This window comes from Mesorhizobium sp. P5_C1 (genome assembly GCF_054049815.1).
On sequence record NZ_JBFULQ010000115.1, the window covers coordinates 1 to 13,953 of the forward strand.

A 13,953-nucleotide genomic window follows, 5' to 3' on the forward strand; every position below is an offset into this window, starting at 1 on the left:
CGACGATATTTCGGTCTGCGGAGAAATTTCTTCCTCATGGCTGCGCTGAGCGAATTCCGAGCCTGCCTGACGTTTGATCTAGGCTTTGGACAGGCCGGGACAAGGACTTAGCAGGCGGGCCCGATTCGCTCAGCCTTCGCTGTCGATAGTGATCAGCGAAGCCATGTTCGGGCTGTTGAGCGGCACGGACGAAGGGCAGCGGCAGCCCGCAATGACGGCGACGTCGAACAGCTCGGTGATGTGTCCCTTCAACTCGATCCACTCGGCTATGCCGCCGGTATGCAGGTCGATGATGTAGAGCGCGCAGCGCGGCTCGGCGTCGCGCGTCTGCAGATTGTCTTGTAGCGGCAGGTCCTTGAACAGGCCATCGCGCGGCAATGACGTGGTGACGATGGCAAAGCGGCCATGAAAGCTCAGGCCGCGCAGGAAGCCGGGGCAAAAGGCGATGTTCTGCCGCTGTCCGGTTCCGGGATCGATGCGGACCAGGAAGCCGCGGCCGGAATCCAGCACCCACAGCGCACCGTCATGGACGCGTGGCGAATGCGGCATCGACAGATCGTCGACCACCACTCTGTCCTCGGTGATGTCGATGATCATGCCGCCTTCCCAGCGGCGGTCGCGCCAGCCGCCGACCGAGTCCGACCGACTGATCGCGCTGACATAGCGGGCGCGCCCGTTCTGCATGGCGAGACCATTAAGATGACAGCGGTCCTCAGGCACCAGCTTGCTGATGAAGGAGGGCTTCCACAACGGTCGGAAGGAATGCGTCGGGCTCAGCGTCGCCAGGCAAGAGAACTTGGTGTTGATGAACACGACCTGCCCGTCTTCGCGCACAGCCAGTTCATGGATGTCGAGGTCGCCTGTGTAAGAAGCGGCGCGCGGCATATACATGCGGTCGTAAATGGCGTTGGCGACCTGGTCGGGTCCGAGGATGTTTTCCAGCCGCCACACCGCCGTGTCGGAGGCTAGGATGATCCGCTGCCCGGCAACGGTCACGCCCATGGCTCTGACGAAACTGGTCTGGTGGATGGAGGCCTTCCTGTCGCCGGTGAGGCCGACCAGGAACAACTGTCCGGTCTGGTAGGAGGTGAAAGCCAGCGAGCACTGCGCCGTCTCCATCCAGTTGATGAAGCCGCGCGACAGCGAGACGTTGGTCTGCTGTTCGGCCGCGCTGGGAGACGCGGCTTCGGGCGGTTTCGCCTGGGCCTCGTCAGTGGCCTTAAATGTGCTCACGCTTGCTCCATGGGTAGACCTAGTCATGACTACGCCGGCCGCGAGGGCCGGCGCAAGAAGTTCAGATGCAATCCGCTGGACTACCAGCCGTAACGGAGTGCCGCGCCAATGGAGCCGGCGCTGTAATTGTTGCCGAAGCGGACGCTGCCGCGGACCACGCCGGACCAGTTGCTGGCGCTGGCCACGTTCACGCCGACGCCGACCTCGCCGAACGTGCCGTTGCCGGCGCTGTCGGTGGCGGAGAAGGCGCTACCGGGGAAGTTGATGTCGACGGCGTTGCTGTCGCCGAAATGGTTCCAGACACTCAGCGTCAGGTCCGGACTGACGGTCATGCCGTTCATCTGCATATCGGTGCCGACGCGCACGCCGATCCTGGCGCGGCCGCTGCTGCCGTTCTGGAAGTCGATGTCGCCGCCAAACAGCGATACCGAATCCATATTGGTGCGGACCCATTCCAGGCTGGCTTGCGGCTCGATGAAGCCCCAGCCCATGGCGACGCGGTAGCCGGCGTCGAGGCGCGCGCCGATATTGGTGGCGTTGGTGCTCGTCTTGCCGCCGACGTCGTTGATGTCGACATCGAGGAAGTCGGCCTTAACGAGGCCGTCGAGGTAGAAGCCGCCATTCAGGTAGGTGGCATAGGCGCCGACCGTGCCGCCCTTGTAGTCCCAGCTGTCGTCCGTCGCCTTGAAGTCGAGCCTGGAGGTGACGTAGCCGCCCATGACGCCGAACAGCATATCGCCGCCGGCGATACCTTCGAGCCCCATGTCGATGCCGCCGAGGAAAGCACCGGTGCGCTGGCTGCGATCGAGGTCGAGGGTCTCTGCCTGCAGCGAGACCGGATCGGTGAAGCTTACGCTGCTGTCGCGATTAGACCAATCGCCGGACGCCCGCGCCCAGAGGCCGCCCATGCGCGCCGCGAGTTTTTCCTCCGGCATATCCGCATTGTGGACGCCACTTTCCTGCGCGCGCAGATCCGCCATGCGGTCCTGCCAGAACCCGGTCGTGTCCAGCCACACATCCTGTGCTCCGGTCACGCCGGCGGGCAGTTCGAAACCGGCATTGTCAAGCCCGATGGAACGCAGGCCGTGTGTGTTGCCCTGCAGGAACAGGCCGTAGGTGAAGAAGCCGGCATTGACGGGGCCAGCCAGATCGAAATCGCTGTCGGCGGTTGTTCCGGTCACCGTGACCACGGGGATGAAGACCGCCGGCGCGCCGGCGCCGACGACATTCACGACCAAATCGGTATGACCGGACGAATTGCCGCCGATCGTCAGAGTGTCGGCGAYGCCGGTGGTAAAGTTTGCGTCGACGCCGAGCTTCGAATTGCCCTGGCCGGTGAAGTTGCCGCTGGTGGTCAGTCTGTCGCCTGCCACGCCATCGATCATCGTCGTCAGGCCGGCTCCGGAGCCCAGGCTGCCGTTGACGAAGCTATCGAGGCCGATGAAGCTGACGGTGCTCGGTGACGAGCCAAAGAAGCTGCCCGATGCGTAGAGGGTGCCGCCATTGTTGAGCGTATCGCTGCCGGCACCGAATTTGCTGTCGGTGAATGCCCTGAAGACGCCGGTGTCATTGACGTTCATGACATTGCCGGCGTCGCTCAATTCGACGCGGCCGGCAATCACGCCGGCATCGTCGATCCTGGTTGTTCCGGCGGTCGACTTGATGGCCAGGTTGTTGTTGGCGCCGACAAAGCCGGACGTGCCGATGGTGACCGTGGAACCGCCGGTCGAACTGACCTGCAGGCCGCCAAGCTGGCCGTGAATCTTGCCATCGTTGGTGACGAAGATCGTGCTCGATGTGCCGGTTGCGCCAGCGATTGCGCCGAAGCCCACGCTGCTGAACAGTTCCGCATTGTTTCCGGTGTTGCCGATGACGATGTTGCTGCCGGCGCCGCTCGTGTAGGCAGCCATCCCGGCAACGCCGCCCTTGGCATTGACGGATGCCGAATTGGCGACGGCAACGCTGCTGTTGTCGCCAATGGACTTGGCATAGAGGCCTTCGCCGGCCGTCGAGATGATGTCGCCACTGTTGGTGACGCTGATGGTGCCCCCGGCTCCGTAAGTGCCGGCGGCAATACCCTTGCCCCCCGATTTGATGACGGCGGCGTTGGTAATGTTGATCGTGCCGCCATCGTCGGGATTGGAATTGCCCGGGTCGGACGGATCCTTGTTGCCGGCCTGTGCAAAGATGCCCGACGCATAGGTGCCTGTCGTGGTTATCGTGCCACCAGCCTTGTTGCTGATGACGATGCTGCCGTTGCTGGTGGCCGGGAAAAGGGGCCCCTGGCAGCTGCAGGTGCCATAGAGGTTGGCGATCGCSGTGATGCCGTTCGCACCGACGCCGATGGTTGTGATCGCGCCACTGTTGGTGACGCTGATCTGGCTGTTGTCGCCATTGACATTGGCGGCGATGCCGGACGAACGACCGTTCGTCGAGGTGCTGTCGCCGGTCTTGATGGCGCCGTTGTTGTCTACGGTAACCATGCCGCCGTCGCCGTAGGCCTGGGCGAATATGCCTTCGGAATTGGCGGCCGTGGTGATGCTGGCGCTGTTGGTGACCGAAATGTGCACGTTGCTGGCCGAGGAATAGGTGCCCGAGGCCTGGATGCCCGTCGCGTTAGGACCGCCGGCGGTCGTGTCGATGGCGCCGCTGTTGGTGATATCGATGGCTATGTCGCTGCCAATGGCAACAGCCAGGATGCCGTAGGAACCGTTGTCGCCCAGTTTTCCGGCTGTGATCGCGGCCGAGTTTGAAACCGTTACATCGCCGCCATTGCCATAGGTGATGGCGGCGATGCCGRTGTGGCCGGAACTTATCGTGGCGGCATTGGTAATAGTGATGGTGCCGCCATTGTCGGGGTCGGTATTGCCGTTGCTCCCTGCCAGCGCGAAGATGCCGAACGTACCGGTGCTGGTGTCGATGGTGCCGCCGGCCTTGTTGTCGATGACAATGCTGTCGCCGCTGCTGCCATAGGAAATGGCGACCGCCGTAATGCCATTCGCGTTCGGATCCGTGGTTGTGATCGCCCCGCTGTTGGTGACGCTGATCTGGCTGCTGTCGCCGTAGACGTTGGCGACGATACCGAGCGAGCCGGCGTTGATGGTGCCGCTGTTGTCGATGGTGACCGTGGCGCCGGTGCCATAGGAGCGAGCGAGGATGCCTTCGGAATAGGCGCCAGTGGTGATGCTGGCTGTGTTGGTCACTGAAATGTGCGCATTGCTGAAATCGTAGTAGCCAGCCGTGGCCTCGATGCCGACAGACCGCTGACCGCCGGCGGTCGTGTCGATGGCACCACCATTGGTGATGGTGATGGTCGCGTCACTGCCGTAGGCGACGGCCATAATGCCGTCGGAGGCATTGGCGCCGCCTGTGCCGGCCGTGATATTGCCCTTGTTGTCGATGGTGATGTTGCCGCCTGCGCCATAGGTGAAGCTGGCGATGCCGATATTGCCGGCACTGACGGTGGCGGCGTTGGTGATTTTGACCGTGCCGCCATGGTCCGGATTGCCGGCCTTGGCGAGGATGCCATCGGCGCCGGCGCCCGTCGTGGTGATGGCAGCCTTGTTGCCGATGACGATGCTGCCATTGTCGCCATTGTAGTAGTTGGCGATCGCCGAGATACCCGAAGCGGTGTCGCCGATCGTGCTGATGGCGCCACTGTTGGCGATGTTGATCTGGCTGTTGTCGCCGTCGACGGTGGCGAATATGCCGGACGATGTGCCGCTCTGGGAGGCACTGGCGCCGGTCTGGATGACGCCACTGTTGTTGATGGTCACGACGTTGTTGGACCCGTAGCTGGCATTGGCATAGATGCCCTCGGCGTTGGGGCCTGCGGTCAGGTTGCCTGAATTGGTGATGGTGATGTGGGTGTCGCTGCTGAAAACGGTGCCGCTCGTGGCGGCGTCGGTCGCCTTGATGCCGTCGCTGTACGAGTTGATGGTGCCGGTGTTGTTGATGGTGATGTCAGCGCCAATGCCGTTGGTGCCGGCATAGATGCCGCGCGCGCCGGTAGACTGCGAGAAAGTCGGCCCCGGAATGAGTGAAGTCGAAGTCGTGGTCAGCAGCCCGCTGTTGGTGATGTCGACGGTGTTGCCATTGCCGGTCGTCACTATGCCGATGGCGTTGTCGCCAGCCACGGTTGCCGTGCGTGCGACGGTGTTGGTGCACGAGATCGGCGTTACAGCACCGTTGACCGTGATCGGCGAGGGCGAGGCCGGCTGCGTGCAGTTTGCCGCGAATGACGGGGAGGCGCAGAGCGCTACCAGCGTCGAGCCGAGCGCCGTGCCCAAAAGCAGCGAGCGGCGACGCTTTGGACATAGTTGAACGACGTCGCGCACGAACACGACGTCAAAACCCGACGTAAAACCCATTGGAAGCCCTCCAGCGGCCATGCGTATCCTTGCGGAAGGGAATTGCAATTCGAGTCTGCGTGATTTCAGGGCAATCACTAGTGACGGGCAATTTAAGTTGTATTTATACAACAACTTGTTGAAGTATCAGGTCGCTGAACAGCAGTTCCACCGGTTTGGTGGCTGTCTCACCTGGCGGTGACGGGAAAGTCGAATCGCTGCTTGGCGAACGGTTCATTTGCCAGCGTGAAATGCCACCATTCGCGCGCATAGTTCTTGAAGCCGCCGGTGCGCATGGCATCGAGAAGCATCTTGCGGTTTACCGCGGCTTCGCTGGCGAGCCCGCGGTGGGCGGTCTCGCTTATCGGGTCAAAGCAGTCGAAGCCGGTGCCGAAATCGAGCGTGTCGGCTTCGACGGCACCGCAGGCCGGTTTCGGCGCGGATCTGCTGTCGGCTCGCGCAATGGCGACATCGACCGTCGAGCCGCGGGAATGGCTGGACAGTTCACCGACATAGCCGTTGGCGATGAGGTCGCCGCGCTTAACCCGCGGATACCATTGCGGATCGGGCGGCCCGCCCTCTCGCGTCCATTGCCCCATGTCGGTGACGGCACGGGCAGGGCGGTAGCAATCGAACACGACCAACGTCAGGCCATTGGCGGCAATCGCCTTCTGGACGCCGGAAAGCGCCTTGGCCGCCTGCTCGGTGAGGATGCAGGCAGGCGCTTCATAACCGTTCACCCTGCGGTGCAGGAAATTGTCGGATCCAGCGTAGCGGATGTCCTGGCGGATCGAGGGGGCGATGTCGGCGAGGCGAACAAAGCCGGCGGGCAGGGTGTCGGCATGTGTCGGCAGAGCGAAAGCCGCCACCATTAGCGCGCAAAAGCCAATGCCCTGAATCGCCTGGCGCATTCTATTCAAGGAACGCTTTCACTCGACGAACACTTTCACGCTTGCTGCGCGTCCAGCGGCATCGATGACGGTCAGCGTCGAGTAGCCGGTGCCATCCGGCTGCCAGGTTGCGGTGCGGCGGCGGTCGATGCCGGTCAGCAGCTTGCCGTTGGCCAGCCAGCGGAACGGCGCCCGGCCGCCCTGCAGCTTCAGCACCAGCGGCGAGGCATCGGCTGAGTTGGTGCCGAGGTCGACGCGAGCGCCGTCCGGCGGAAAGATTATGGTCGGCGCAGGTTCGGTCGGTGTCGCCTGCACGAGCCCGTCCGAACCGGTGCTGAACCGGGCGAGCGTCATCGGCAGGTCCTCGCGTTTGGGGCTGAAGACGCCCGGCGGCTTGCCCGGCAATGGCACGGTGGCGAGGCCGGAACGGACAAAGCCCTCGAACAGGATCGGGGCGGCCGAGACATAGCCGGAGAGGCCAGGAACCGCGCCCGCGTCGGGACGGCCGACCCAGACGCCCAACACGTAGCGGCCGTCGAAGCCAACCGACCACGCGTCGCGGTAGCCATAGGAGGTGCCGGTCTTGTAGGCGATGCCGCGTTGCGAGGCGCCCTCGGGCGGCTTGACGCCAGACAGGATGTCGATGATCTGCCAGTTGGCCTGACCGTCGAGGATGGTGGCGGTGGTACGCTCGGCATTGGCCGGCTCGGTGCCGTCATGCAGCGTGTGCGTCTTGCCGCCATTGGCGAGGCCTGTGTAGAGCTGGACGAGATCGCGCAGCGACACACCGACGCCGCCGAGGCCGATGGCCAGGCCCGGCGCCTCGTTGACCGGCAGCGTGGGGCTCACCCCAGCCTGGCGGAAGCGCGCCATCAGCCTCGTTGGTCCGACTGCGTCCAGCACGCGGATCGCCGGCACGTTGAGCGACAGCTGCAGCGCCTGGCGGATGCTGACGTCGCCCTGGTAGCCCATGTCGAAATTCTTCGGCCGGTAGCCGGAGAAATCGACCGGGCTGTCGTCGATCAGCGTTTCCTGCGCCACCAGGCCCTGCTCAAAGGCAAGTCCATAGATAAAAGGCTTCAGCGTCGAGCCGGGCGAGCGGACGATCTTGGTCATGTCGATCCAGCCGGAGCGGCTGGCATCGAAGAAATTGGCCGAGCCGACCTCGCCGAGAATGTCGCCGGTGCGGGCGTCGGCCAGCACCATGGCAACGGAGAGGCGAGGCCCTAACTTGGTGGCGGCGTCCCTGGCGACCTGCTCCAGCCCCTCCTGGACGCCCTTGCGGATCGTCAGCTGCACGGGTTGGCCGGGCACGGCCTTGGGCAGCATCGCATAGGCGGCGTGCGCGGCGAACGCCGGCAAGGTGCGGCGCAGGCCCGACACATCGTCGAGGGCCGCGCGCGCGGCCTCTCGCTCGCCGAGCAGGCCGGAGGAGACCATGCGGGTCAGCACCCGGTCGCGCGCGGCGTGGGCGATCTGCAGGTTGCGGTCGGGCCGGCGCTTTTCCGGCAGCTGCGGCAAGGCTACGAGCAGGGCGGCTTCGGAAACGGTGAGCCGCTTCGGCTCCTTGCCGAAATAGGCCAGCGAGGCGGCGCGCACGCCTTCCAGATTGCCGCCATATGGCGCCAGCGTCAGGTAGCGTTCGAGGATTTCGCGCTTGGACAGCCGCCGCTCGATCTGGATGGCACGCAGCATCTGCTTGATCTTGGAGCCGAGGCTGCGGCTTTCGCGCGGCTCGATCAGCCGGGCGAGCTGCATCGACAGGGTCGAGCCGCCGGAGACGATATGGCCGCTGGTTGCGAACTGGCCGGCGGCTCGGGCCAGCGCCAGCACGTCGACGCCCTCATGGTCCCAGAAGCGCTTGTCCTCATAGGTGACCAGCATGTCGACGAACTGCTTGTCGACCTGGTCGAGCCTGGTTTCGAGCCGCCAATAACCGTCCGGCGTGGCGAAGGCGCGCAACAGCTGGCCGTCGCGGTCCTGGACTTCCGTCGAGACCGTGAGCTCGGCCGGGAGCGGCGGGGGAAAGGCGCGGTCGAGTTCCCAGAGGGAGGCGACGGAAAGGGCAAGGATGCCGGCGCAGGAAGCTGCGGTAACGGCTGCGCGGCGCAGGATCTTTTTTGAGAGCATGGCGCTGCCCCTCATCCGCTTGCCGGCACCTTCTCCCCGTCTGGTGACGGGGAGAAGGTGGCTGTCGCGAGCGCCATCGTTCTGTTCATGATCGCCACCATCGGCACCTTACGGCGCCTTGACCTCCATCATGCCGGTGGCGGTGCGGGCCGAATACTGCGGCCGGTACATATCCTCCACCGTCGCCGCCGGATGGGCGTAGGTGCCCGGCGTCACCGCGCGAACGACATAGGCAAGCGTGATGTTGCGGTCGCCATCGCCGTCATTGGGGTTGAACGCCGCGACGAAACGGTCGTCGCGGAATTCGAGATGGGCCGCGTCGGTCTGGGCGAGCCAGGAGAAATTCGACAATTGCGCACTGGAGACCAGGCCCGGATTGTCGATCTCGAAGCCTGCCGGCAACAAGTCGGTGATCAGGAGGCGCGAAGGCCAGCGGTTCTGCTCGTAGATCTTGAGCACAACGACATAGCGTTCGTTCTGCGTCGCCTCGGTGACGTTGGCTTCGGTGCCATCGAGCTTGTAGTAGGTTCGGCCGATGGTGAAGCCGTCGCCGCTGGCCGGCAGCGGCTGGATCGGCGACGCCACGGTGGTGACGACGGCCTGCAGCGGGGTCTTGCCGGTGTTGGCGATGGCGAGCGGGCTGTCGACCAGGTCGCTGCCGTTGATCTGGTTGGAATAACCGCCTGAATGCGGCGCGCCATTGACGGTCAGCGTGATCGAATCATTGCCTTCCTTCAATGCGCGGGCCGCCAGCAGCATCCAGGATTCGTCCTGGGTGGTGGTCCAATCGGCTTCGGCGCGTTCTTTCGTCACCAGCTTGATAAGCTCCGGCACGATCGTCGGCACCGGCTTCGATTCCGCCGCCAGCGCCAGCATCGCCGCGCCGTCACGCAGCGGCGAGCCATAGTCGGAGCGGTAGTAGTCATAGTCGGTTGTCGCCTTGGCGAGCTGGAGCGCAGTCTTGAACGTCGCTTCAGCGCGCGGCGTGTCGCCGTAGAGCGCCAGGCTCGCCGCCAGCTGGGCAACCGCCATCGGGCTCGAGAAAGCCTCGAGCTGGGTGTCGGCATAGTAGCGCAGGTCGCCGATCGAGGCCTTCTTGTTGCGGGCCAGGACGTAGAGGGCGTAAGCGATCTCGCTGCCACGGTCCTGTACGCTCTGGTCGTAGCCGAGCGAGTTCTGCAAGTTGCTCAGCGCCTGGTTCATCGCCAGGCTCGGCACGTCGTATTTCTGCTCGCGCGCCCTGGTCAGGAAGTCGGTGACATAGGCGTCGAGCCAGAGGTCGCCGGAGCCCGGACCCCACAGGCCGAAGCTGCCGGCAGAGGCCTGGTAGCTCAGAACCTTGTAGATGGCATCCTGGATGCGGCCGTGCAGGTCAGGGTCACTGGCCATGCCGATGCCGGACGCCAATTCATTGACGTAGAGAAGCGGCATGGCGCGGCTGGTGGTCTGCTCGGCGCAACCATAGGGGTAGCGGTCGAGCGTCATCAAAAGCGACGGCACGTCGAAGGCTGCCGCCTGCGAAACGCCGACGCTGACGGAAGCGCCGTCGAGCAGGCTTGCCGCCAGGAGCTCCTTGTCGACGCGCAAAGCGCCGCCATTGCCCTTGAGGTCGACGACCAGGCGGGTGGTGACCGGCAACTGCGCCGGACGCACTGGCACGTACAGCGTCTGTTCGACAGCGGTGCCGTCGGCATGGGCAAGCTTGATGGTGATCGAGGCATTGCCCGCCGTCTGTGCGATCAGCGGCACGGTCAGTGTCTGCCGCTTGCCCTTGGCCAGCGTCAGCTTCTCAGGCAGAGGCTTGTCGCCGGTCGACAGGTCGCCGGTCGTGTTTATCGACAGCGCATAGTCACCGGCCGGGCCATCGGTGTCGGCGACATCGAGGCGCATGACGGCGGCGTCGCCAGGCGCCAGGAAACGCGGCAGGCCGGCGGTGATGACCACCGGATCACGCACGATGACGTCGGACTGCGCATGGCCGACCGCTTCCTTGGTCCAGGCGACAGCCATGACGCGCACGGTGCCGTTGAACTGCGGAATGTCGAAGTCGATCCGCGCCTTGCCGTCGGCGTCGAGCTGAACCGGACCAGAGAAGAAGGCGACCAGCTTTTCGGTCGGCGGACTGCCTTGCGTCTGCATGTTGGCGCCGTCGCCGCCGGTCCTGAGCTTGCCGGTGTTGCCCAGCGAGCCGTCGATCAGGCGGCCGTAGAGGTCGCGGATTTCCATGCCCAGCATGCGCTGGCCAAAGAACCAGTTTTCCGGATCCGGCACTTTGTAGTTGGTCAGGTTGAGGATGCCGACATCGACGGCGGCAACCATGACATAGGCGTTGCTGCCCGGCTGCACGCCGGCCACCGCGACCGGGATCGACAGCTGCTGGCGAGGCATGGTCTTGTCGGGCGGCGTGAGGGTGACGGCGAGCTTCTTCGAGCCCGGATCGACCTTCAGCCATTTCACGCCGATGGCGCGGGCCGGCATGCGCGATTCCTGCGCGTCGCCAGGCCGGAACAGGGTTGCCGTGACATAGGCGCCGGCGCCCCAGTCGTCACCGACCGGGATGTCGACGGTGCTGCCGCCGGCCGGCACGGTTGCCGTGACGGTCTTCAACAGCTTGTCCGAGCCGATGTTGATCAGGAGTTCGCCGGCAAAATGCGGCGAGACCTTGAGCTTGGCCACTTCGCCAGCGGCATAGGTGTCCTTGTCGAGGGCGATCTCCAGGCCGTCAGGCGTTTCGGTGGTGGTCGAGGAGACGTACCAGCCGGCGTCGAACTCGTAGCTGGTCGCCGGTCCCTCGGGATCCGATGTCTCGACCTCGAGGCGGTACTGGCCCCAGTCGACCGGCACGGAGACCGTAGCGTCGCCGTCGGCACTGAGGTCAACCTGGCCGTTGGCGATCGACTTGGTGAAGGTGACCGGCTCGTAGTTCCAGGAGTTGTTGGAGCGGTACCACTGGTAATTGCGTTCGACCTTGACCAGCGTCCATTGGGCGCCTTTCAGCGCCTCACGTTTGCCGTCGGGATCGACAGCGATCAGGCTGAACTTCGCCGTGCCGCCCTGCGGCACTTCATTGTCGGCGAAATCCGGACGGATGCCGATCATATGGCCTTGCGGGCGGATGCCGATGTTGAGCGAACGCTCGATGGCGCGGCCACCGGTTTCGCGCATCCGGACCGTCACCTTGGCGTCGACCAGCTTGGTGGTCGAGGGCAGTTGCTCGACGGAGACCGGGAAGGTCGCCTTGCCGTCATCGCCAACCACCGGCAGATCGGTGAGAGGGGTGACCGTGGGTTCGGCCGACTGCTCATCGGCGAGGCCGAAGGAGAAGCCCTGGAAACGGTCCCAATCGCGGGACGTCGACAGCGTCAACTCGCCTTCCAGCGCCAGGCCTGCAGCCGGCGCGCCGTACAGGAAGCGGCCGTCAATGTTGATGTTGGCGGTTTCGCCCTGTGCGATCTCCTGCTTGTCGGCCTTCATGTCGAATTCGATGCGATCCGGTACGAAATCCTCGACCAGGAACATCTGGCTGGCGACCGCCGGCTGCTTGGGATCGGTGTAGATCGACACCGACCAGGTGCCGCGCATGGCGTTGGGCTCTAGCGGCAGGTCGACGGCGTGGCCGCCGGCCGATGCGCCGTCACTGACGATGCGGCGGTCCTCGACGCCGTCGGGGCGCGAGAAGATGAAGGTCAGCGGCAGGTTCTCGACCGCCTTGGCGGCGCCGTCGCGGGCAAGGGCCGCGACATGAACATCCTCGCCGGCGCGGTAGATGCCGCGCTCGGTCCAGGCATAGACATCGAGCGCGCCGGGCGCCGCGCGTCCGGTGACGCCGCGATCGGACAGGTCGAAGCCTGCCCGGCCCATGTCGAGGAAGACGAAATCATTGTCGCCCTGCTTGCCCATCAGCACGGCCGGCACCATGCCGCCGTCGCCACGCGTCAGGCCCGGGTTGAAGACGGCGTGGCCGTCGGCATCAGTGGTCGCGGTGCCAAGAATCTCGTTGTTGCGGGCAACCAGCGTCAGTTCGGCGCCCGAGATCGGCTTGGCGCTGCCCAGCGAACGGGCAAAGACATTGAGCCCGTCCTGGCCGGTATAGGTCGACAGGCCGATGTCGGAGACGACGAACCATTGCGTGGCCATCGAATTGTAGTCGTCGCTCTTGTCGTTGACGGCCTGGGCGGTCAGCACATAGACGCCTGGCTTGCGTTGCGGCAGCGCTTCGTCGACCGGGAAGGAGGTGGTGACCTCCTTGTTCAGATCATTGGCGATGTCGAGCTGGCCGTGCCAGACCGGCTCGCCCATCTGCTCGGAAATGTTGGAGATATCGTAGCTGTCGAGCTGGTGGAGGAACTGATAGCCCGAAAGAAGCTGCGCCAGCGAACGGTCGCCGATACGGTAGAGCTTCATCTCGGCCGCGTTCATGTTGACGGTGACGACCGGAATGCCGCGGCGCGCGCCGGCCGGCAGCACGAAGCTGTCGCCGGTGAAGCGGGCCGAGGGTGCCCGATCCTGCACATAGATCGACAGCACCACGGGGGCGGCGGTCACCTCGCCGATGGCGGCCGGCAGGCCGGCGCGGAAGGTGACCTCGTAATGCTGGCCGTGCTCCAGACCTTCGACGCAGATCTGCTTGTCCTTGGCCTCGACGCCCTTGGGCGGCGCGTTGTCGACGGTGACGAACTGTGCGTAGTCGACGCCGGTCTTGACCAGGTCCTCCGAGAATTGCGCGCAGATGCGCGGCGCGCTGGTGTCGGCATCGACCGTGTGGTCGATGACGCGGAAACCCTTGCGGGCCTTCAGATCGGCATAGTCGGCCTGGACCGCCGGCGAGGGGACCAGCGCAAGGCTGGCCTCATAGGCCTGCAGGGCTGGCCGGTAGAGATCGCGCTTGTCGAGGCCGTTGCCGAGCAGCGCCAGCACTTCGGCGCGCGTCTTGTTGGTGCGCGAGAGCTTGTAGGCGTTGAAGGCGGCCGAGGTGCCGTTTGCCGGCAAAGTGGAAGCCTCGGACGTGTTGGCGGCAGGCTGCACGGCCAGCGTTTCGCGCGCCAGGGCGAGCCAGAGCTGGCCATCATCGGGCATGACGGACACGGCGCCTTCATATCTCAGCATGGCGGAGCGGTGATCGCCGGTAAGCTCGGACTGTTCGGCGGCATTCGTCAGCGCCGTCAGCCCTTCCGTCGGCTTGACATAGGCCGGACCCAACAGCTTGTTGCGGTATTGCTGGGCCTGATCGGCCATCCAGTTGGGGAAGAAGGCAAGTTCCGGCGGCGCGCCGATGTCGGGGTCGCCATCGATGTTGACGACCTTGCCGGCGACCGCACCGTTGAACGGCTTCAGTTGATTGTAGTCGGATT

General features: G+C 64.7%; 5 protein-coding genes. All 5 read right to left on the reverse strand.

All coding sequences use genetic code 11. The features are described from left to right. Positions 1-129: 129 nt before the first annotated feature. A complete protein-coding gene (locus ACXJ7R_RS12090) occupies positions 130-1,233 on the reverse strand; it encodes a TIGR03032 family protein (RefSeq protein ID WP_457152037.1) in 1,104 nt (367 codons plus the stop codon). An 80-nt stretch (positions 1,234-1,313) separates the two neighbouring features. After that, the gene (locus tag ACXJ7R_RS12095) at positions 1,314-5,603 is read right to left on the reverse strand and encodes a beta strand repeat-containing protein (RefSeq protein ID WP_457152038.1); all 4,290 of its coding nucleotides are present in this window, start codon (positions 5,601-5,603) and stop codon (positions 1,314-1,316) included. Between the two features lie 167 nt (positions 5,604-5,770). Beyond that, positions 5,771-6,493, reverse strand: a complete 723-nt coding sequence (locus ACXJ7R_RS12100; RefSeq protein WP_457152041.1) for a M15 family metallopeptidase — start codon at positions 6,491-6,493, stop codon at positions 5,771-5,773. A gap of 18 nt (positions 6,494-6,511) precedes the next feature. Further along, a complete protein-coding gene (gene pbpC / locus ACXJ7R_RS12105) occupies positions 6,512-8,602 on the reverse strand; it encodes a penicillin-binding protein 1C (RefSeq protein WP_457152039.1) in 2,091 nt (696 codons plus the stop codon). A gap of 108 nt (positions 8,603-8,710) precedes the next feature. After that, positions 8,711-13,953 (reverse strand): alpha-2-macroglobulin family protein (locus ACXJ7R_RS12110; protein WP_457152040.1); only part of this gene is annotated, 5,243 nt, incomplete at its 5' end.